The sequence below is a fragment of the Microbulbifer okhotskensis genome (genome assembly GCF_023895975.1).
Taxonomy (GTDB): Bacteria; Pseudomonadota; Gammaproteobacteria; order Pseudomonadales; family Cellvibrionaceae; genus Microbulbifer; species Microbulbifer okhotskensis.
The window spans coordinates 24,052-48,047 of the sequence record NZ_JALBWM010000027.1 but is presented as its reverse complement, the minus strand read 5'-3'; the positions used below and the strand labels follow the sequence as shown (position 1 = coordinate 48,047).

The 23,996-nt window shown below is 51.5% G+C and carries 8 protein-coding genes; all 8 read right to left on the bottom strand.

Going from position 1 to position 23,996, the window contains the following annotated elements; all coding sequences use genetic code 11:
* Window positions 1-1,143: 1,143 nt before the first annotated feature.
* Entirely contained in the window at window positions 1,144-6,339 is a 5,196-nt protein-coding gene (locus MO867_RS08735) for an OmpA family protein (RefSeq protein WP_252465966.1), read from the bottom strand.
* The gene (locus MO867_RS08730) at window positions 6,339-19,385 is read right to left on the bottom strand and encodes an isopeptide-forming domain-containing fimbrial protein (RefSeq protein WP_252465965.1); all 13,047 of its coding nucleotides are present in this window, start codon (window positions 19,383-19,385) and stop codon (window positions 6,339-6,341) included. Before MO867_RS08730 ends, MO867_RS08735 begins: the two co-directional genes overlap by 1 nt.
* Window positions 19,386-19,687: 302 nt before the next feature.
* Window positions 19,688-21,067: an AgmX/PglI C-terminal domain-containing protein gene (locus tag MO867_RS23795; protein WP_252465964.1), complete on the bottom strand. Its 1,380-nt coding sequence runs from the start codon at window positions 21,065-21,067 to the stop codon at window positions 19,688-19,690.
* Between the two features lie 9 nt (window positions 21,068-21,076).
* Window positions 21,077-21,616 (bottom strand): ExbD/TolR family protein, encoded by a 540-nt coding sequence (locus MO867_RS08720; RefSeq protein WP_252465963.1) that lies wholly within the window; start codon window positions 21,614-21,616, stop codon window positions 21,077-21,079.
* On the bottom strand, window positions 21,613-22,206 hold the full coding sequence (locus MO867_RS08715) for an ExbD/TolR family protein (protein ID WP_252465962.1): 594 nt from the start codon (window positions 22,204-22,206) through the stop codon (window positions 21,613-21,615). Before MO867_RS08715 ends, MO867_RS08720 begins: the two co-directional genes overlap by 4 nt.
* Window positions 22,206-22,934 carry a MotA/TolQ/ExbB proton channel family protein gene (locus MO867_RS08710; RefSeq protein ID WP_252465961.1) on the bottom strand — a complete coding sequence of 243 codons (729 nt, stop codon included), beginning with the start codon at window positions 22,932-22,934 and terminating at the stop codon, window positions 22,206-22,208. Before MO867_RS08710 ends, MO867_RS08715 begins: the two co-directional genes overlap by 1 nt.
* A gap of 140 nt (window positions 22,935-23,074) precedes the next feature.
* The gene (locus tag MO867_RS08705; protein ID WP_252465960.1) at window positions 23,075-23,389 is read right to left on the bottom strand and encodes a hypothetical protein; all 315 of its coding nucleotides are present in this window, start codon (window positions 23,387-23,389) and stop codon (window positions 23,075-23,077) included.
* On the bottom strand, window positions 23,389-23,973 hold the full coding sequence (locus MO867_RS08700; RefSeq protein WP_252465959.1) for a tetratricopeptide repeat protein: 585 nt from the start codon (window positions 23,971-23,973) through the stop codon (window positions 23,389-23,391). Before MO867_RS08700 ends, MO867_RS08705 begins: the two co-directional genes overlap by 1 nt.
* Window positions 23,974-23,996 lie beyond the last annotated feature (23 nt).

Here is a 23,996-nt window from a genome sequence, read left to right as displayed (position 1 = left end):
CGAGCAGTACAGTGACTATGGGGCTATAGCTGTATGAAACTGTCCGAAGTGTTGTGGTATAAAAGATTTTAAGAAATCATTCTACACTGAAGAGGACGCGCTTAAACACGCAAAACGAATCGCCCAAAACGAACTGTTTGTATACTGGATACAGATATTCGATAAAACAACTGACAGTGGAAAAATTTATCGCGTTATTGATAAATGCCTAGTCGAAGACAAGCCTTGCAAGCAGGAAAGCCAGCCACCAAGAACAATGGCAGCCCTCGAATCACAATGCGTCTAATTCATTTGTGGGAACAGTTTTCAGAGCCCGCTCCTGCGGGCTTAATGGGTGAAGAGTAGCATGCCTAAATTTGCAGATAAAAAATACTTGCTAGTTATGGGGGATATTAGCAATACAAAAAATCCTGCTAATCTATTAAAACATCTTCCGCAGAAAATCTGGAGCCTGTGATATTTCTGGGTATTTATACCTGACAACACTTCGGACAGATTTAAGGGGGAAACAGACAGGAACCAAGGACAAATTCTGAAAAAATAAGGTTCTCATATAAAATTAACACAATACCTGCCCATGGCAAATGTGGTGAAAACTGCTTTCGTTCAAATATCCAACATTAAAAGGCCACAAATAAAATTCATACTCATCTTATTTTCAATCTTGATAGCTTCTCAAGGGAAAGCAACCTATCTGAACAGGGAGCGATACAGCTCTGCTAGCGAGAAACGCTTTCGTCGTTGGTCTCGTAGAAATATGGATAGACTTTTTGACGAGTTAGATCTTGACCTGAGCTGCGGAAAAGTTGCCCGTATTTACGAGCAGTACAGTGACTATGGGGCTATAGCTGCATGAAACTGTCCGAAGTGTTGATGGTTAGGCGCTGTAAGTTACTCTGCTTACCTCTTTCGTCCTATTGTAATGAAATATGTGCATGGGGTAACTGATCATGGTCTTCCATCACCGTATTTATCTGTCAATATATTTCCAGTTACTGCGATCACAACCTAGATTACCAACATAATAGGCTACAAGCTCCCGTTAGAATTTTACAAAAGTAATACCAGGCAGAACTAGACAGTCGACCATTTACCAATAAGACCAACACCAGGAAAAGGCCCTGCTCTCGCCGGACCTAACCATTACAACTTCCCAATAATATTAATAAACACCCCATGACTGTCATAGTCCAGCTGGGTGAGATCATCGGAGAAGTCGGTAAAGTTGTAGCCCACCCCCAGCTTCATGTGATCGCCGACGTGGCGATAGAGGCCAATCAGTGCGCCGCTTTTGCTGTCCTGGGCGTCGGGAAGGTCGAGCATGCGGGCTTCGAACAGTAAATCCCAACGTTTTATAAAATGCCAGTCGGCGCGCAGTACGTAAAGACTGGCGCGGCTATCGAAAAACTCCGGATCTTCCGTATCCAGGCTCAGCTGACCCAGGCGGTAGGCGTATTTTCCGCCCAGGGTCCACTGCTGATTGATATCGTAACTGGCATCCACAGAAAAAATATGGCTCTTCTGGATAAACTCGGTGGAAGTATTCTCAACCGTGACCTGATTCTGGGTGGGCACGTTATAGAAATAGGTGTATTTCATCAGCGCATTCAGGCGATCGTGCTTTATCGGGCGATAGGCATAACCCATCACCGCTTCAGTAAACTTGCCATCGTAAAACTCGCCCTGGGAGCTCTTGCTGTCGGAGTAATTAAATTTACCCACCAAACGCCAGTTGGGATTGAACTGATAACTGAGTGTATTTTTTAATAACCAGGTATCCCGTTCGGATTCCGTTACGGTATTTTCTTCAGATACCGTTTCCATAATGTCTGTTCGGTATTCCAGCGCTGAAGCCAGACGAATCGCATCCTCGCCATACCCCATACTGAAGCCCATGGCGTTGCGTTCGGTCTTGGCACCAGTATCTGGGTCTTCGAGTGTGCCCGCTTCAAGGGTGGTGCCGTAGGTCCAGCGGTCATTCGGGGCCAGATCCATACCCAGGGCGTGGGTCAGGCCAGTGGAAACATCGCCGTGACTGTAGCGCTCCTCACCGTAAATGTTCAGGGTATCAGAGTAACGGCTGCGGAAACCGGTGCTCATATTACCTTTGCGCGCGCGGACACCGGTATCACTGCGCTCGTTATCCAGGGTGTAATTCGTGTACAGGCTGGTTCTATCGGTGACCAGATAATCGGTGCCGAGGCGTGCGGCTGTGCCAGTGTCACCACCGGAGACCTCACTGTCCATCATCAGCCGTTCACTCACTCGGTAGGTACCACCGAGACCGATACGATTATTTTCTTCGCGCGTACCAGTCACTTCCAGGGTGTTTTGTACAAAGCCAAACACACTCCAACTCTCGCCCGAGTCATAGCTGGCTTCAACTGCCATATCGGTGCGATCCCCTTCCGTTTGGGTCGCTGCAACAACTTCGGATTCATCCTCGCGGCTGTCGTTGCGTACCGCTGAGGTAATACGCCATTGCTCGTTGATGCGATACCCTAGCATCACATCCAGTGAACGGGTTTGTAAGCTGGCTTCCCGCTCTTTGCTATCCGATTTAATTCCTGCATCAAAACGCTCGCCGATAGGCAGGTTGATGCCGATCCCATATTGGGTGGTATCCTCTTGGACAAACTGGCCGGGACCGGAGAAGCCGGCTTCGCGCTCCTGATGATAGAAGTTACCCGAACCGCGCAGGCTATCGAAGAAGTCCCCCAGCTGCAGACTGCCCTCCACTTTCGTCGCACCCGCTGCCACCACGGAATCCAGGATTTCTCCCTCATCGAAGGTATAGCCACCGTCCAGCGAGCTGACGCTGTCGAGGTTAGTTCCCTCACTATCCGCCACTTCAATTTTTACCCAGCTGCCGGCACTTTTACGCAGAGTTAGATCAATACCTTGCAGGGAACTTTCATGGTCATCTTCATCCTGCTGGGTGCTGCTGACCCCCAATTTTACGTGGTCACCAAACCAGTAGTGCGCGCGACCGCCGAATGCCAGGGTATCCATTTCCTCAAAACCCGGGGTGTACTCGTAGCGCGTCACCAAATACTGCGGGTTGCCATTGTAGGCGCCATCCTGAATTAACAGGTTATCGTTGGCCAGGGCTGATAGCGGACTGTTGAGTAGGATACGTCCTTGGATATAGTCGATATCGTAATCGACAACCGCTGTGAGAGTTTTAACCGCAAGCACCAGCCCGGAATCTTTATCCCGAACTTCTACACGTAAACTTTCAGAACCGCTGGAAATATCCTGGTGACGGAGGTAATACAAGGACCCCCCGGTGCCACGATATTCGTCGCGCCCGGCGATGGTTCCGGACTCCGCACCAAAAGCATCCAGCTGGAAACGCTTTTCGCCAAAGCTGGTCATGGCATCTGCCTCAAAGTGGCCAGTGGCGCCGTACAGCGCCCGATCAATTTGCGCCAGCTCATTATCGGTATAGTTCGCCTTAAAATTGCCCCACAGTCCATAGTCATCATACTTGGACAATTTCACATAAAATTTTCCGGACGTTGGAGCATCCTCAACGACGGTGGAGTCATCGCCAAAGGTCGGGTAGTACAAATCGCTATCGAGACGGCGGAACAGCGCATCGGGGGATTTTTCCATAAAGTTGGAAAACAGATCTTCCACTGGCCCCTCTTCGGTATCCGCACTGGCAGACAAGCGCCAGCCCTCGCCAAAGCCGCCATTGGTATAAAACGCAAGGCGGCCATCATAACTCACAGAATTGTCATAGTGGGTTTCATCACCAGTAACCCGCGCTGCAGGGCCATTCGTTTTATCGTAGCCGATAGTGAGATCAGCGATACCGACGGTAAACCAGTCACTTTTGGCAAATTCCAAATCCCGCAGGAAAAGTTCACCATCGCCCTGGTCATCCAGAATGGCCACTTCTACCGTATGCATACCCGGCGCAAAAATCTGTTCGGCAATAAACTGGCCTTTGCTATCGACCGGGACCGGATTACCCGCCAGCCACACAGTGTGCCCCGCTGGCACTTGAGCACCGTTGACCAAGACACTGTTACCATCGAGAGGAATGTTTCTCTGCGCTAAGCGGTTCTCGCCGTAACCCACCAACAGCTCCCTTGCCACATCGACATCCTCGACTGGCGATTCAATATTGTCTACCAGCCACAAGGTCTGCTCGTCAGTCTCGTCATAGCGGCCTTTTTTATCGTAAACCCGCAGGACGTAGTGCAACTTTTTCAAAGGCGCTTGGAATTGGGTGAATTCAGCCAGCCACTCGCCTTTACCAGAGAGATCCAGTGGCACAATTGCCAGGGGCTTGTCGCGCAGGGATTGACCCTCTTCAAACAAGCGCACTTCAGCACTGTGGATAAAGGACGGATAATTGGTATAACGGCTAAACAACACAAGGTTATCCGCAATGTCCGTATCCGGGTTGTCGGCGTAGCGAATGGTATTGGGCCAGGCCGTCACATTCAGGCGCGGCTGCATTTTCTTATTGTCGAAGCGAAACTGGATATTGGCATTTTGCAAAGCCACATCGGTACAACGCTGCAAGTCGGCAGAGTTTTTATAGGGGTCGTATTCCGGGCTGCCATCGACCGTAATACGCATCAGGTTGAGTGCATAGGGATTATTGGCGATGGCTTCGCGGTTAATACGCTCTATTTTCAGTCGATCGCTCTCGGTCAAAATTGCCAGCTCGTCGTACAGCACCTGCACTTCAACCCGAGCGCTATCCAGTTGAACGAAACCGTTGCTCACCACATCATTGGATTGGACATAACCACGCCCCTCAAACTCCACCTGCCTGTCTTCGAGTTTGAGAAGTTCCTGCACCTGCTCCATGACGCGGCGAGCACGGGCGCCGGATAAGCCCACATCATCGCCATAGACCATGGCTTCACGACGCTCCATACGCTGGTTATCGCTATAGCCGACAAAGCTCAGTCGGACATTGGCTTTGCTGGTAATTTCCACCATGGCTGCGCGAATCTGAACCAGTTGCGCCTGACTGATAATCGGATCGCCATTATCGAAGCGAATGGGCGAAATAACCCCACCGGCGGATTCATAGGCAATGGTAATCGTTTCTGCGGCGGCGGCTTCGGGGCAGGCCTGAACCCCCTCCGCAGCCATTTCCAGCGGGTCGTCATACCAGAACTCCACCTCTACACGGCGGTTGAGGGCGCGCCCCTTGGGAGTATCATTAGCGGCAATGGGCTGGCTCGCACCTTTACCGCTGCTGGTGACCATTGCATCCGCTAAACCGAACGCATTGCGCACAGCCAGCGCAACGCGGAGGGCTTCACCGTGGGATTGCTCCAGGTAGGCCTGTTGCTGCGCTTCCGGGCTTTCATCGACATCCAGCGGACCGGCGTCGGTGTGGCCAACAAAGTGCATAACCAGGTTGTTTTTATCTGCCAGGTTATTGCGTACTTCGCGAATACGTCGAATAAATGCTTCTGGCAAATCGGTTTGACCCACCCCCATACGCAGCGGTGTCACCAGATTTTTCAGGCGCGCACGCTGCTCACTACCTGCAGTATAAGTCAGCCGGCAGACCGCCTCCTGTCGACAGACTTTAACCCGATTTAGTAACAGAGCCTCTGCGCGAGCACGATCCGCCATGGCTTCCTTATCCAGAGCATCGTAAGTCACTTTTACCTGAACCCGGCGGTTCTCCTCGCGCCCGGCAGTGGTAATATTGTCTGCATTGGGTTCCACATCGCCACGCCCCTCAACAGCAATCATCTGCTCCGGTATTTCCAAGGCCTGCTGCAGGAAGTCGGCGACAAATTGAGCGCGGGCCAGGGTAAATTCTTCCTTGCTGGCAAAGTCAGCCACCAATTCCTTGCTCATAGGATCGGAATCGGTGTGGCCGATAAAGTGCAATTTAAAGTTCGGCGTTTTACCCAGCTCATTCAAGGCCTGCCGAAGTATTTCTACAGTGTCTTGAGAAATTTCATCTTCGACCGCGTAGAACGTCAGTGGGTCGATAAAATCCTCTTGCACAATCGGGTCCAGCGGCGCCACAAAATGGCTAGCATCCTGTAACCACTGATGTGAAGGCGCACGCAATAGCATGCCCTCGGTGTTGTTACCGATCGATTGCTCTTCAAACTCTGTATGCGGTTCATTAATACCCGGCGCCAGTCCGGGAATATTTTGCCACACCTGCCACCAGCTGGTTTCCTCGGGCTGGGCGCCCACTTCCTGCGCCTGCACGGGCAGAGTCAATGCCAGAGCGATTGCCGTGGCGAGACAGTGTTCGCGACGAGGAAAAGTGCGTGCAATCTTCCCCATAGATTTTTTCGCGCTGGACCGCGCCTTTTTATTCCGCGTTGCAAAGGACATTAATCCAGGCCTCCTTTGCTGGGCGGCGCGCCACGCCGCCAGAAAATTTCGGTTTCAATATTCAATTCGTAGTCGCCATAACTGCGCCCCCAATCATCGGCGACTTGCGCTTTGATGGTTTGCAAACGCTCGTCCACCAGATAGGGATCTTCATTTTCAGCAAGATAGGCAAGGCGCAGTACTGAAGGTGCCTCGCTCAATTTTTCTAACAACAGCTCCACACGGGAATGCCATTGCGGGCGAAGTTCAGTCGTGCCCGGTTCAAATACTGCCTCAGCCATATCCAAGCGCACCACCCGATGCAGGCTGGCACCAAAGTTAAATTTCAGCATCTTGCCTCGGGTCGCACGCAGCACTCGCGGGTTTTCAGTGGTGAGACGGTAACCACTGGGCAAGCTGCGGTCATCAAGCTTGAGCACAAAGTTGGAACCGCGATCGCCATCGGGCACTACGGCACAGGTAATATGGAAACGTCCGTGCACATCAGCCGTTGCATTCAATCCTGTGGCCGTAACCACCCGCGCCCCAGGCAGACCACCCTCACCGGCATCCTGGTAGCCATTCATATTTTCATCATCAAATATCTTTCCGATGACATCAGTACAATCGAACGTAGGATCGGGCACGACTCGCACCGTTGCCGAAGCTTCACCGGAAGCCGCCTGCCCAGAGAGTTGATTAAACATCTGCGCACGGTTCACATATTTGCCCTCACCGACACCGGAGCCCACCACCAGTAATAATTTCAACTCGTGGGTCTGCTCGGCTTGCACACGCAAGTCAGGCCAAATCAGTTGCAAGCCTTCGGTTCGCGGTTCGACGGCCTCACCATCGAGACGCGCCGAGCCGGCCACATACTTAAAGCCCGCCGGGAAAAAATCCACCAGCTGTATATCGGTCATCGGGATCGGGAGCGTATTGGTAAAGGTGATGGTGTACGGCACCAGCTGGCTGCGGGTGACATTTAACATGGCCGCTGTTTTGGTAATGGACAAGGCCCCTTCCAAATGTGGGTCCATAGCCACATGGTTATTGAATAACTGGCTCTCGCCGGGAATTTGGTTATCATCCAGGGTCAGGCGCAGGTAGTAATCCGTAGCCGCATCCCGCGCTTCCACATCCAGCGAAGGTTGCTGAGCTGACAACTGCACTTCACAGTGTTCGGTGGTACCTGGCAGTAAATCCGCATTACTGCCCAGGCAGACGCCCACATCAAAACCCGCTGTTTCGCTATGGGTTTGAGCGGGAATCACCAGGGACTCACCACCGACATAATCGTCATTGGCAATTTCCACCTGGATCAGGTAATCCGAATTCGCCGGGCAGGCGGGATCGCTGAAATTGATATCGAATTTGTAGTAACCGCCGGATCGGGTAACCTGGCCCTGCTGTTTTTCATCATCGAAACAACGATCCGGTAATTCCTGTCCGGAGCTCACTCGCAGCATGGTGAGAGTGGCGCCTTCAATCGCTGAACGCGATATAGAATCGTAAATGACACCATTGGGGGCCAGCGGCAGGTTCAGATCCTGCGGGTTAGCTCCAGACTCCACAAAAATCTCGCTAATACGCTGTGGACCATTGGTAAACTCAGAAACCGGGCTGCCCAGAGATGCTGTGTTTTCCCCGGAATCCGGAGCGCTATAGCGCATCTCGTAGCTAATACCGCCGTAGCTGTTGGGCACCAGCCCCTGGAACTGGAAATAACCAGTTTCATCGGTCTGCGCTGTCTCCATCAACGCATCGTTAAAATACAGATCTACCGCCCAATTCAACAGCAGGCGCTCATCCGCATCCACACTGTTATTGAAATTCACATCGTGCCAGAGATAGCCGGCCAAATTGGCAATACCCGGAGTGCCGCCCACATCGATAGCAACACTGGCCTGGTTGGTTGAGGGGGGATCATTCCACTGCACTTCGGCCGTATTTAGCACGGTGAAACCGATTTCTAGGTTGTCAGACATTTGGGCCTGGAACCGCAAGGTGGCGCTCTCACCCGGCAGTAAATCACCGTAAGTAGAAAAATAATCAGCCGTAATCAACGTATCGACAACCGTGACACCGTTAACTTGGCCGTTGAGCATGGCCGAGTCGGCAACGTAAGTGAGCACACCCTCACCGGCGATGGCCAGATCATCGGTAATGCCAACGTAGGTTGCGGCAACACCACTGATATTCTCGATGGTGATCAGATATTCCAGAACCTCGCCGGCTTCGGCGGCACTGCCACCAACGACGGCGACTTCTTTTACAATGGACAACAGCTGCGCATCGCCAACTATAACCAGGGTGGGTTGCGCACCATTGGCCGGGTTGCCATCGGCATCGGTGAGGGTCAGCGGTAACTCAGCCGCAGCAACGCTACCCTGGTTGCTGATCACGGTGCCTCTGGCGGTATCGGCATTGACCATCACATCGAAAGTCACCGTGGCTGTCTGGGCAGAGGTTATCACCCCCTCGCTGGCACCCGGTAGTGGCGGCGTCAGATCACCGGAAGAAACCGGCAAGCTGGAATCCAGCAGGGAATTACCACCGCCGTTATCGGCCACCGCAACACCGTTTAAGGTGGTGGTACCGGCAACATATGTGGTGTTGGCTGGAACCTGGTCTGTGAGCGCCACTTCCAACGCATCGACACCCCCCATATTGGTAATGGCGATGGTATAGCGCAGTACATCACCGGGATCGACAATGCCGGTGGAAATATTGTCCACGGCAATTTGCACGGTTTTGTGCGCTATCAGCAGTGGCACATCACCGACAATATCGATAGTGGGATCGTTGGGGGCATCAGTGGCAGGATCATCGGAAAGCACTTCATCAAAGGCACCACTGCCCGCCCCTTCACCATTGACATACCCCTGGTTCGAAATAATCGTGCCGTCGTTCACATCATTAATGCTGACATCGAAAGTGATCACCACCGCGGCGGCGCCATTCGCGCTTGCACCGACAAAACCGTCCGCTTCACCACTGGTGTTAACCGCAATTCCAGATGCCAGAGGCGAGGCCCCGCTCACATCCGATAAGACGGTGCCATTGAGGCGGGTGGAATTGGCAATATAAGTGGTGTTAGCCGGCACCTGATCACGAAGTAGCGTATTTATCGCCACCTCATTGCCGATATTTTCCACCGTGAGGGTATAGCGAAGTGTATCGGCCACCATCAACAAGTCCGGGTCGCCGGTCATATCGGCAGATGTTTTCTGCACGATCAGCACCGGCTCCGACTCGATCAGCACTTGCGTAGGATCTTCATCACCGACAGTATCAGGGTCATCGGTACCGTTGATATTGGGATCGTCACTGTCCTGTAACGGCTGGCCGGGGAGCTGTACCTGGGCTTGGTTCAATACCGGTGTTGCGCTGTCGATCACCGCTGCCAGTGTGACTTCGTAAATTATCTGAATCGAATCGCCAGTATTTCCGCTCGCTGCCAGATCCAGATTGTTCACCTGCAATAAACCGCTTCCCAGGGTGCCCGCGGTGGCATCCGTCGCAGAACTGTCGCTGCCCGCCGGTGCACTGACCAATTGCAGACTGCCCGACTGAAACAGTGGCAAGCTATTCAAACGGTCCAGGTCATCGGTAATTTCAATACCGCTGACCTCCACACCGCTCAAGTTGGTCAGAGTCACCGAATAACGCAAGACTTCCGCAGGGCTGGCGACAGTAGCCGGGTTTTCACCTCGGCTGATATTTTCCACGGTCTTATAAAAAGTCACCTTGGGAACAGAAGCCGTTACGGTATAGGTATCTTCGTGATCGAGCACCGCGGGGGTGCCATCGGTGGGTGCCGCGCGAGTGTACTGGCGAGCTTCCGGCAGGGTACTATCCCAACTGTGCCACAGTGTTACGCCGGCAATATTGGTCAGCGTATCGCCATCGATGGTATCTATATCCAAATAGGCATCGTAAGCCAACCGCAAATGATGATCTGCGTCGAGCATCGCCGCTGCTCCAACAGAAGCGAGAGCAAGCGTGCAGCTGGCGGCATCAAAGCTCGCACTGAAATTCACACCCTCAGCCAAGGTGGCAATTATATTTCCTGCCGCATCACTTATCTGTGCGGCAAAATTGGCCGGTGCCGTCTCACACATACCGCCGGGGTTATTGTCCGGCAGTAGGTCGGTTACGCTGATATCCCAGGCTGGTCCGTTACCGGTATTGTGCAGATCCAGGGTAAAAGTCCCGGCGAGGCCAGACTGTAAGGCGACAGGCCCGGTTTTTGTCAGGGTGATCTCCGTAGGCTCAACCACGGTCATATCCAGTGTGGTGTTACCGGTGCCCGCGCCCTGCCCTGCGGCCGGATTGTCATTGTCATAGTTGTAGCTATAACTAGCGCTGTTGGAATAATTCAATCCATCCACATTGGGCGGATTGCTGTCACGCAGCCGCAGGGTTACATCGATAATCACTTGCTCGCCTGCGGGCACGTCGATCCCGTTGCTGCTATCGCCAATATTGAGGTTAGTTAGCGAGCCGGTATTTTCTGGAGTAAAGGTTGCGCTGCCAGACACTTTAGTGGCACTGACAAATTCCAACTCAGCAGCCGAGGTAGTGAGGTCCATCAGTACAGTGACATCGTGCAGCGCTGCAAGCTGCGCTGTTTCCGGGATAGTTATGCGGTAATTGAACGGTTCGCCAATAGACGCTGTCGGCTGGGTAATTGCGATCGACAAGGGGGCTGCGTTGGGGGTATTAAACTGTACTCCAACAGGCGCCGTGGGGCCGTAGTCCTCACGCATATCCACAGTCACCGAGGTTGCCCCCAGTGACGCCAAGTTGTCATCATCGAGGGAATAATACGCTTCGATATAGGCGGCATTCTGCAAGCTGAGCCCGGCCCCCAGGCTGGAGTCCGCTGCAACACGATACACCATTTCCAGGGACTGGCCCGCTTCAATGGCATAGCCACTACCTGAGGAGAAATCCCATATGGCTTCGCCACTGGCGCCATCAAAAGTGGGGGCAATCGCCGTTGCAGCCACACCATTTACCGCGATTGACTGCACGTTGACACCGGCTTGGCGCAAGCCCAGCGGAATCACATCCCGGAACACCGGATCGTAAGCTGGGGCAGAACCGGAATTAGTCACGGTTACGCTGTAGTCGATAATGTCCCCTGCCGACAGGGTGCTGCCATCTGCCGGGGTTGAGCTGATCGCTACCGAAAGGTCCGGCTGCAGCAGGTCCAGCGTTTCACTGTCGCTGCGAGTCTCAGCGCCTGTGGCGGTATCAAAGCTGAATTCAACACTGTTGACCAACACCGTATTGCTAGCCGGCCAGGGGTGTACATCCTGATTTAAAACCCGCGCGTGATAACGCACTACAAATTCATCGTTGGCCGCATTGTTATCTGCGCTATTTATCAGGTCCGCAATATTCCAGCTGACGGTAGTCGGACCACTGGCGGGGTCGCCCAGCTGCACAGGTTCGGCAATATCGCTATGGACAAAGGGAGTGACCGCAGTGAAAGGTGCCGCAGTAATACCATTAATTGAAAGGGTGCTATCAAATACCATGCCCTGCGGCAGAGTATCGACAATAAGTGTATTAGGAGCCGTACCCTCCGGCAGGGACAGGTTCAGCTCATATTCTACCAAGTCACCCACACGCAACTGCACATCGCCACTACCGTAGCTGTCATCGGTACGGGTTTTACTAATTACACTATCGTTGGCGGCAGTCAATTGAGCCGCAATATTTTCCAAGCGATAATCATTCAGGCCACCACGACCATCCGTACCGTTGCGCTCATAAATACTGCTGTTATCTTCGTCGAGACTGGTCCACTCGATACTGGCATTCGCGGAAAGCACAGCGGCTGCCAGGACTTCATCGAGCACAACCACATCAAAAACCAGCTCACTATTTGCGCCAGCAGTAATATCCAGGTCACTGTTTGCGCGGTCCCATTGCAGTGTTTGCGCGGTGGTTATGCCATCGCCATTCACCGTCGGGTCAGCTTGGGCTACAGCGGCAAAAATGACCGTGCCCGGTACAAATTTCAGCCCCAGGGATAACTGCTCACTGATCATCAGATCATAGGCAGAAGAGTTTTCCGCATTGCCGGTCGCACTTACATTCAGGGTGAAGCGCAATAGATCCCCCGCATCCGGGGCATCGCCGGGACTGGTTTGGTTCACCACTGAGTTGATCGCAGACAGTTCCGGCTCGACGACGGTAAGTGTCGGCGCAGTGCCAGTGCCGCCCGCCTGCAATACACCGCCATCAGTTGCGGCATAGGAATAACTGGCTTGGTTATCAAAACTGTGGCCCGCTTGTGCGGTGGTGTTATTAGCAACCCGTGCGCGCACCTCAAAAATAGCAACCATGCCCGCAGGGATAATATCCAGTGTTAATTCAATATTGTTTCCGCTGGAATTGTCGGTAAATGCGCGGCTATTAATTTCCTGTAATTGCACCAACTCCAGGCTCGGGTCCAATACATCAGCCATTGCAATATCGTAAATGGCCGAGGTAGTGGCGCTGCCCGGTACCTGGATGCGATACACCACTTCTTCACCGACAGCCGCCATGCTGGCAGTCTGCAGGGTTTTCTGCGGTGCAGTAACACTGGTCGCAACCGTGCCCATCGGATAGGGCGTACCCAGGGGGACGGCAGCAAACTGTTCGCCCTCGCTAGCGGGTAGTGACCAGAAATCATTAACGGTGAATGTATTGACCCAACTCTCACCGCCGCTGATATCAGTGTGGAAACTCACCTCATAAAAAATATCCAGGCAGGTAGCGGCATCAACCGGCACCAGCAAAGTAAAATGCATATCGTCGCCACGGCTAACTGGTGGCGTATAGGTGTAATCGGTGCCCTCGCTTAACAGATTGCCCGCTAAAGTCACCTGCAGGTTGGCTATTGAAGCCTCATCCATTTGAGTCGCCAGATCATCCGTCAGCGACAGGTCATAAGCGGCGGCGAGCCCTGAGTTACAGGCATGCAAGGTAAATTGCATAACGTCATTGGCCGGGTTCACATTCATATGGGAACTGGGCCAGGTAGCTTCTGTTTTGCTCAAGCTATCAATAACCGGTTGCAACACCGTGATAGTGGCGCTGTCCTGCAGGGTACTGGCAGCACCGGAATAATTGAGCTGGGCTGTATTGGTCAAGGTTGCCGTGGGCGAGGCAATACCCGAGCCCACTACCACTTTAGCGGTGTATTCAATTACAAAATTATTGGTATTTCCAAAGTTACTGGTAATGTCCCCCAGATTCCAAGTAACCGTACCAGTATCACCGCTAGCGGGAACAGTTATTGCCGAATAAGTAAAATCATTCAGACTGTCGTCATAGGGGGCAGCGGTATCGCCATTAACACTGACAATAGAGTCAAATACCAAACCACTGGGAAGTACATCGTCAACGGTTACTCCTGGTGTGGTGCCCGCCTGCAAGTTCAGGGAAAGCTGATAAGTTACTGTATCGCCAACACGCAATGTGCCAATCGCCGTTGCCGTATCGGAATCCCCCACCACGATTTTTGCAATGCTGGTGTTATCTACCGTATCAATACTGGCCTGGGCCGGCCCCACACAGTAATCATCGGGGGCGGCAATCGTTGGGCAACCGGCACCATCGCGCTCGTAGGCCAGATCATTGATACTGCTATTATCGAGAGAGGTCCAATCCAGCATTACGCTGTTACTGATCGGCGAACCAAAGACTCCGGTGACTTGGGTACGATAGGTAAGCAGCAAAGTCTCACCCAACTGTAAATCCAGGCTGTTATCACCATTGTCCCGCCCCCAAATCAGGGGGCCTGTAGGTACCGCTGCCGGTGTGGCTATAAACCCTGTAACAGCACTGCCATTAATCATCGCTAAAGGGGTAAAGCTGCTGTCAAAAGTTAACTCCGACGGCAGAGTATCCACCAGATTGAGTTCATAGGCTGCAGCATTCGAGGCGGAATCGTGCTGTACGGTGACAAGGTATTCCAATACATCGCCACCCACGGGCAGGTTGCCCGGACTTGTGGCATTACTGACGGTTTTACTGATAGTAAGCAGTGGCTCGACTACCGCTACTGCTGAGGTGCTGTCATTCAGGTTTTCCGTCGACCCGCTCTCCCCATTGCGGTAAGTAAGTGCCGCGTCATTTTGACGACTGTCACCCCGGTTAGTCGCGAGATCATTTTCAATACGGGCAAAATAAGTAATCCGAATCAGCGGATCTAAACTGCCAGCAACTGTGTCATTTTCGCTATTCGTATCGACTGTGCCGAGATCCCAACTCGCATTACCGGCAGTGTTATCTCCCGGAAAACTATTAAAGGCTGCTTCAGAGGGCGCACTGCCATTAATAGTTTCAATACCGACAAATTCATAGACGATATCGTAATCCGTATTGTGTGAAAGAACATAGCCTTCTGGGCTGCCCAACTGATCAGTTATTACCACGTTCTGGCTAATGCCTTCAGGCAGGCGAATTTCCAGTTGGAATTTTTTATGGGCGCCAATAGTGGCAACAACGGAGGGCTCTAAATCCGTTTTACTCAACTGTAGCGGTAGCACCTCAGTCTGGGCACTGGCCGTAGTTTCGTAGTCATTAATCGGATCACCAAGATTGGGTAAAACACCGATGCGCATACCATCCGCAGCGCCATCCGTACCGATACTGTTACTGCTGTTGAGAGCGACGTCTGTACCCGGTAGTGACTGCCAGCGGGCCTCAATGGTGTTATCAAGGATTTCGTGAGGGGAGACGCCTTGCTCTACCTGCACTTCGAAAGTGAAAGTTTTTATATCGCCAACACTAATAGCGTAATCCGTATTGCTGCGGTTCCAACTAAAGATGGGCGCGTTGGCACCGACACGAGTGATATCCACATTATTGGGTGGATCACTGCCACCGATATTACCCAGGTAAACCAGCTTGGTACCAGTAAGATCATCCAGCACTTGTAGGTTGTAAGCCTCAGTTGTACCGGTATTTTCCGCAGTAACGGTTACCGTGAGAATATCGTCAGCATCGCTGTTAGTGACAGAAAAGGATTTTGCCAGCTGTATTTGTGCTTCTTGTACCAGGATTTCATGGGAGTCAAATGGCACCGCTATCGCAGCACCGGACTGATCCACATAGGTGACCTGGGCCGTTGTGTAACTGCCGCCATTACCCAAGATATCACCGTCGTTGGTATTGCTGCTATTGTCGATGCGCGCAATAAATTCAACCGGAAAATCAAACAGGCTACCGGCAACGGTTGTCAGTTCCTGATCTCCAAAGTCCCACTGCACATAGTCGGCAGTGCCGATACTGGTACAGGTTGCAGCGAAAGGCCCGCCCGGCACAAACCCGGCGGCATCATAGGGGGATGCACTCAAATCAACCGTTTGCCCTTCGATACAGCGCATACCGGCTGGTAATTCATCGCGAATAATAAAATTCCGCAATTTTGCTGCAGGGATCTGTGCGGTTAATTCATAGCGGATTTCTTCACCCACTACCGCAGTATCGCTATTGGTTCCGCTAGCCGTGCCATTAGATAATTCCAGAGCCTGTTTCGGCTCGGCTTTGACCTCAATAATTTGCATCTGTGCATGAGCATCTGCCGATTGATAATGGCGAGCGCGACCGGACGGGGGTGCCCCATCACCGACGCCATCATTATCAATATCACTGTCAATTTGTGGCGAGGTCTGGCTGCCAAAATCCCCTTCAAGGCTATCGTAGCGAGCAAAAAAAGTATTGCTGAATATCTGTAGTGGTGCCACCGATTGGTGCGGCTTGACCCGATAATACAAAGTGACAGAATCACCGGGGTTCATACGTTCCAGAGCTGTGGAATGCTCATGAGAAAATGTAATAATGGCCGGTGTGCCTGCATCACTACAGTGGGCGGCTACGGAATAATCATCCGCACCAGCGGAGATTCCCAGCAGACCATCAGCGCCAGGGGTCGTCTCTGAAGAACCGTCAGCATCGTTATCAAGATTATCTGAATCGAACGGTTGAACACACATTTGCCCAGTGGGGTCTAATGTATCGGTCACCACTAAATCGTAGGCTGGCGCGCGGTTTACACCACTATCGGCCGCACGGTTGGTCAAGGTCAGACGGAAAATATAAGTCTGGTCCCTGTGTCCCTCATCAGTAAGGTCGACGAAATTACTACAACTGGTTCCCGCACCGTAGAGACTTTCGTTACAAACTTTTTTATCAACTTCGATATTTGGTTCCGTCACTGTGACAGATTCTGACCATTCAGAAATATCCGGAAATCCCGGTACCGTGGTGGGCACACCGTCGATATTGGTTAAAATACCACTGCTATTGTAGTTATCCACCTCAATTGTTTCGGTATCAAATACCGCAGTAAATTGTGAGCGTGCATAATCGATACTGTCATTGGCATGTTGATTCGGGTCCGCACTCTCGATATCCACTGGATCATTTAGCAATCGCGTAGTCATATCCGATAAAAACCAACGGTCCTTACCGGTGATACTGGAAGTTATGCCCCACTGCAAATCAATTTCGCTGAGAGGACTGTTCAGTCCACCACTCTCAACAATATCACTGTTGGAAATTTCTACACAGTTCGCCTGTGAAGTGGGATGCGGAAGGGTAACATCAGCACAATTAAGTTGGACGTCAGCGATATAACCCTGGCCATCGGGGAGGTCATCGAGAACATCTATATCCCGCACTTCAATTAAAGTAAACCCTGGAGTATCAAAACCAAACCAACCACCGGCCTGTATTTCAAAGCGACACTCTTCACCAATTAATACACTACTGTTCGGGAAAGTGCTTTCACTGGTGAGTTCATTACATTCATCAGAACGCTCTTTCACCAGGTTAAAGCCCATAACCCGTGCACGCATACCATCAAGGGTATAATTGTTGGCCAGCTGTTTGTTCGGTGTAGTATCAGTTAAAGTTGCAGGATCGGGGTAATACAGCGCGGCGCCATCGTACAGGGTGATCTCACCTACAACGTCTGCACGGAAAGTGAGATCGTCATCCGTAGCCGCATGATTTTTCTCCACCAAAAAAACAACCCGTTCAGTGTTTCCTGGTGAAATAACGCCACCTAAATTTGTGCTGTCACAAAGATAAACCGTCGCGGAATCTGGCAGGTAATCGGGCTGGTTCCAAAGCGGATGTTCCGGCACAGTTCCGACATTGGGTTGTCCCATACGCGTACAAGATCGATCGCTGGACAGCACCGTCATCGCCTCACCGAAGGTGACATAGACCGAATAATTATCCGCATCATGACCACCATTATTGGTAATATCCACGGTCAATTCCGATGTACCACTGTCTCGCACAATATAGAGCGGGTGTACCGTGCTCACATCCAGATCTTCCGGATCGGGAGTGATCGATTCGGTCTCCACCTGGGTCGCGGGGCTGGTGGAGGGGCAAAAGTCCTCATAATCAATAGTAAGGACATTGTCCATCAGCGAAATATTACTGTTGGGATCAGTACTTGTGCTTGCTGCCTCTTCATCAATATCGAGGTCTGCAACGGTATCGAAAAAATCTGTTTCAATGGTAACAATACGGAAACGAATCTGGATTTCATCGCCCTGCCGCATCATATGCTCTTGATCTGCATAGACAGAGTGTACGGTACTACTCAACAGGCGAAACTCTGGGCGGTTGTTGTTCATGGGATCGGTATCCCACTGGTTCCAGGTTGAACCAACCCGCCACTCAAGGATGTCCACTTTCCCAGGGTAAGTTGAATTGTAATTAGCACCATGGCTATCGATACCACGGCGCTCCTGAGTAATTACTGGGGTAAAGGTAGTATCCACCACGTATTCATCGGGTAGATCACTGACAAACTGAATATCTTTTACCGAACCCCCAGTTTGATTATTGATAGTGAGCGTGACATAACCGGCTGCCCCCAAGGGCTGATTTAAATTGGTACCGGTAATAACCTGAGAAATATTGAGATCAGTGGTAGTTTCCGTGCGCATTTCCGAGGTATCAGAACCTGGGAAGGAGGCTTCAGCAGGATCAGAAATACCCCCGACACCGGTATCACTATCAATCTCACAGCCCCACTGTAAATCCGATACGGTATTCGTACCATCGGTACAGGAGGTATTCACCTTGCCCACCAGATAGATATCCAGAGTCCCACCCGAAGGCACATCGGTGCGCCCGGAACCGCTGGAAAAATCGCCACTCAGTTCAAAATTATTGATGCTATTACTGGCTGCCACACAACCCGCACCGCCGGGATCTGCCCCGTTATTATTGGCCACAGCCAGCGCTGCGCTTTCACTGGGACAGGCGTAATTGATATCCATATTCGGGTTGGACATCAAATCGTCAAAGCGCGCGTCCTGCATATTTGCTGCGCCGCTATTGGTGATACGCACACGCCAGAGCACATCATCTTCAATATTGCCGTAAACATTGTTGGTGTAGTTTGTCTGGGCGGCATCGATATTGCGGCCGCGCTTATCCATAGAGGGCTCAGGCTCACGGATATTCAGCTCCATACTGCTGGTATCGGTTGCGCTGGCGCTGCAGTAGTCAAACGTCGCAGAGGCATTCAGAGTGCGATTATTAACCACCAACTCCTCTTCTTCATTTACCTGGCTCCGTACATTGAACGTGATGGTTAAAGTCGTATTTTCATCACGCTCGGCGAGCGCTGACAAATCATTTTGATCCCAGGTAAGGGTAGTACCACTAATGGTTGGCTCTCCCAGTACCATACCCGAACTCACTGAGGTAGAGCCGGTAACGTACTCCAGGCCAGATGTACCCAGGTTCTCAGTAACCGTAATATTCTCAATGTGCTGAGTTCCCATAAACCAACTGCGGATACTGGGCACATCGACTTGGATAGTTACTTGCCCATCACCACACAGAACACACCAACTATCACTGGAACGGTGGCTGAGAATATTAAATCCGCGGGGGTCGTCAGGGGATGACGGGCAGTTATGGTGAGCCCACGCCTGAGGAACGGACAAAAAAGCCAGACCAAAGACTAATAAAAATCCGATAATTGTGTGCTTGCAGGATTTTTGCTCAACTACTTCCGACTTCATTATCACTTAACAGCCGCCACTTTCGAATACAGTTGTATGGAGTGAAACCAGTCGCTTGCACCAGACACTCCACGGTGGGCGAACTTTAATTACAACGCCGCCGAGTAGCCGTGAAGCAAGTCATAAATAGTCAGCTGCCAAATGGAACTTTTGTGGGGTTTGCCAAGTGGTTCTCAGGCAGGCACAGCCGCAAAGGAAATCGACATCGCTTAGCAACCGATTTCGGGCAACACATAGAGAGAGTTTTACAGATAAATAGTGACCGGAGCTCACAACTTGTAAACTCCGGTCAACCAGATTATTTAACCTGGAGGAAGGAAGTCGATGGGGTAGAGAATAGTAATCGTCGGCACGCCATCCTTTGCACCAAAATTAATTCGTTTAACCCTCGCCAAAATTTTGGCATTCAGAGACGACGAGTCTACATCACTGGAGTGGGTGCTAACTTTCGATACCGATCCATCGGGCTCAATAGTAATTTTCAATACCATCTTGCCCTGTAACGCCGGATTGTTACGCAGCTCGCGATTGTAGATACGATACAATGTCGCTTTATAGCGGTCGAAAACAATCTGGATTTCCTCGTCCGTGCGCGAGGGGCCGACACCATCGCTAAGCGGTCGATCTTCTCCGGCAAAATCACCCTCTGTGCCAATAGAACTCTCAACACGGGTAAAAGCCACACCGCCGAGATTCGATCCAGATCCGCCCACATTGCGACTCAGATCAGCCGTATTGATTCCGCCGCTTCCAGCGGTAGAGGCGGCATTAATGAGTGAGCGCTGACTACGATTCTCCTTCTTGCCTTCGGTACTCAACTGGGTCTGCTGGCCCAAGCGGTTATCCAGATCGTCCTGTATAAGATCTTGGAAATTATCTTTAAAGGCCAGAACACCGGCGCGCTCGGCTTTTTTACGCGCTTGCTTCTTCTCTTTCTTGGACGGCTTTGGCTCCTGCTTGGCCACTTTCTGTTCAGGCCTCTGCTCGGGTTTCTTTTCCTCTTTCTTGGGCTTTGCCTTTTCCGGTTCAGGTGGTGGCTTGGGCTTGCTTTTCTTCTCTATTACCAGCTTGGCTAGGCGCTCGGGAATCTCCACCACTTGTGATTCGGGTTCGGGCAGCGTGTAGAGCGGCACTAAATAACCCAGTAGGGCCGCCATAAACAGCGACACAAACACACACAGACGAAACCGGTTCTCGTCCTCACCCTGATTATGCCAAGGCATAACCATAGGACGGAAACCAGGCTGCTCAAATTCCCGGGTAATCTCGAATTCGAACTTTGACTCTTCCTCCTCGCGACGTAGTTCATCGGCGCGATCATCCAACGCAAAGATTTCCTCATTGCACAGGACCATTCTATTGAGAATATCGTCACGCTGCTGCTGCAACCGATCCAAGCTTTCGTTATAGCCACGGGTCGACTCGGCAATGCGCTGGATAACTTGTGCCGATGCGTTTTCGTGGAAGTTATCAGCCCAGAACATTCCTCCTGCACCGGCCGCCTCCAGTCTGCCCAGGCGTTCAGAAATTTCATCAAGCAACTGATACTTGGAGCCCTGAACCTGTAATTCAGACAGCTTCTCTTCGATCTGTTGCCGCTCACCCTCGAGCAGTTGCATGCGCACACGAACCGCTTCAAGCGTCTCGTTGACAGCCTGCTGTTGTTGAAGAAAATTACTCACAAACTTCCATTAACCCTGAGATGCTTTCTGAATAACCGCCAGTGAAACTTTGGTGTAGCCGGCCGCAGTACAGCTGGACATCACCTTTTTCAGCAAACTGAACGGAATGCCCCGATCCGCAAGAATATTGACCTCCGGTGGTTCCGGCTCCTGCTCGCCCTGTGTCTCGCTCTCCCCTTCTGCAGTGGAGGCCAGGGCAACACCAATCGCCTTATCCAGTTCCGCGATCATCGCCTGCTTGATCGACTCGATAACAATTTCTTCACTCTCAATCACTTCGCTGGTGATCACCACAGAGCTGGATTCAACCAAAATCTCCTCGGCCGTCACCATTAGAGTGACCGTTTCCCTCGGCTTGGTTTCAACCACAGAATCCGGCAGTGTAATCACCTTGGGAGGTTCCAGCGCCTCGTTACTGGAGGTGTTGGTCAAGAGAAAGAACACCAGAATGGTAAAAACATCCATTAAGGAAGTAAGATTCATCCCAGAGGTTTTTTTGCGCTTGTGGCTTCGAGCCATGCGCTTCATGCGTCGGCTTTCATGTCTCACGGCGCATCTCCTATGGATATATCGGGGAACAAAATTACTTTCTCTACGGCATCCGGATCACTGGGGTCACTCCCCTCAACACGCACCTCGGCTCCGCGCACGGTATCCATAACCCCGACCAAATGTTCGTAGGCAATTTCTGCCTCCATCAGCAAAATGGTGTCAGTTTTATCCGGGTAACTGGCCTTTACTTCCAACAAAAATTCCGTGAGCTTTTTAAGGTCGTACACTTCTGCCGTCGGCAAAGCTGACAGTATCTGATCCTGCTGCTGGACGCCTTCTTGCAGCGCGGCGTCCCCTTGATCCTCCTCGCCGACCTCGGCAAGATACAGGTTCGGAAAGCGCGCAATCACTTTTTCACCGTCACTGATTTCCAGTGCATCACTGCGCACGACGACTTCCACCGTTACCACAGGATCATCCGGGGCACCGCCACCTGCGCCACTGGGCATATTCAGCTCCAGAATAGTCACCCGTGAAAACACCGCCGATACCAGCAGGAAAGGCACCAACACCACCATCAAGTTCAGGAAGGCGGTGATATCCAGTTCTGGGGCCTCTTTATCTCGCCCGTGGCGCCGCCTTCTCATTACGCAGTTTCCGCTTGCTGGGCTTCTGGCTGTTCTTTTGCTGCTGCCGCTTTTGGGGAAGTCTTCGCGGTCGGTACCTCTACCTCGATACGGCGGCGGGTTGCACTATCAATCAAGTTTGAAGCTTTCACAGAGACCATTTCCAGACTGTCGATAATTTCACCTGTGAGAGAATTCAGCAGGGCATGCACAATCAACAGAGGAATACCAGTCATAAGGCCGAAGGCTGTGGTGTTCATCGCTACCGAAATACTGGCAGACAGCAAGTCGGCTTTTTCTGCCGGGTTGGCATTAGCCACAGCCGTAAAGGCTTCAATCAGGCCCATAATGGTACCCAGTAGCCCTAGCAGCGTTGCAATATTAGAAAATAACGCCACATAAGGCGTGCGTTTTTCTAACTGCGGAGTAATTTCCATCATGCTCTCTTCCATCGCGATTTCTATGTCTTCGCGACGGCGAACAGTTCCCTGGCGAGCGAGCCCCATGGCCAGTAATTTACCCACACTGGAGTCATCATTCTTTACCAGATTGCGAGCACGATCAAAGTCCCCGGAAGCCAGTACTGGCTGTAATTTATCCCACATATTGCGATTGCTGCGGCGCTCCAGGTGCAGGCGAATAAACCGTTCAATTGCCACCGCACTGCCCAGTGCAGCAACCACAAGGATGGGGTACATAAAGGTACCGCCAGTCTGGAAAAACTCGATGACGCTGTTAAAAATATCCATTACTAACCCTCTAGAGAAATACTGCAGTAATTTTTGGTGAAGGGCTTGCTGATAGGCGTCGCAAACCCAGGCTGAACCCCCCCGAGGGTTTTCAACAATTTGTTAGTGCTGCCCTGGCCACGACCAGAGAAAAGATGGCGCTAATCGCCAGACAGGCTTAGCTGGTAGAACTCCAACTCTCGCATGAAAACATCCTTATCAAGCGGTTTGAGTTTATCGTCCATCAGACTGGAGACAAGGTCACTCTCGACACCTACCTCGGAACTTTTCCAGGGGACAATGTAGAGAGACTTGGGTGCTTCCTTATTGCCAATAATGGAAATTCCCGATAATTCTTTAATTTTGGAGTCTACTTTGCTTTCAGTGGACTCCTCCTCACCCTCAGACTGAGCAAAGGTGGGAGAAAACATCAAAAGAGCAGCAACCAATGAAAAAATCTGTTTAGACTCAAACATCACTTACCCGCCCTTCGTTGAAGATCCGCCAACCAGATAGTGACATTCTGGTCTGCTGGTTCTAGTTTCATATAGTGTTGGAATTGTGCCAGAGCGCACTGGAGATCTTGCAGATAGAGATCACACAATATGCCAAGATTTTTTATCAAAGGCAGGTATTCGGGGTTTTCTGCCAAGGCATTCACATAAATTTTTCGTGCATCAGCAAAGCGGCCCTGCTTTCGATAGAGAACCGCCAGCTCATTGGTTGCCACGGGATGCTTATCATCCAGGGCCAGTGCCTGCAAAAAAGCGTCCTCTGCTTTTTTTTTATCCTCAATTTTGTAATAGGCAATACCCAGATTGATATAAGGCGCCGGCAGGCGCTGCTCGCGTTCTACCACAGACTGCAGGAGTTCAATAGCCCGCACATAATCCTGCTCTTCCAAATACTCAAGGGAACGTTCGAAATCCCGATTAATACTGCCCGAAATCCGAACAGAGGAGTAATCGGATATTTTTCCTGAGCGGGTCTGAGTAGTGGCGCAAGCACCCAATAACAGAGTTAACACTACGATAAAAAACAGTCGTATTTTTTGTTGCATAACCTTCCACTCCAAGCTGGCAA

Coding starts and splice junctions, on each gene's coding strand:
- MO867_RS08735 (WP_252465966.1), bottom strand. CDS start 6,339: ATGTCCTTTGCAACGCGGAATAAAAAGGCGCGGTCCAGCGCGAAAAAA.
- MO867_RS08700 (WP_252465959.1), bottom strand. CDS start 23,973: ATGCAACAAAAAATACGACTGTTTTTTATCGTAGTGTTAACTCTGTTA.
- MO867_RS08710 (WP_252465961.1), bottom strand. CDS start 22,934: ATGGATATTTTTAACAGCGTCATCGAGTTTTTCCAGACTGGCGGTACC.
- MO867_RS08705 (WP_252465960.1), bottom strand. CDS start 23,389: ATGTTTGAGTCTAAACAGATTTTTTCATTGGTTGCTGCTCTTTTGATG.
- MO867_RS08730 (WP_252465965.1), bottom strand. CDS start 19,385: ATGAAGTCGGAAGTAGTTGAGCAAAAATCCTGCAAGCACACAATTATC.
- MO867_RS08715 (WP_252465962.1), bottom strand. CDS start 22,206: ATGAGAAGGCGGCGCCACGGGCGAGATAAAGAGGCCCCAGAACTGGAT.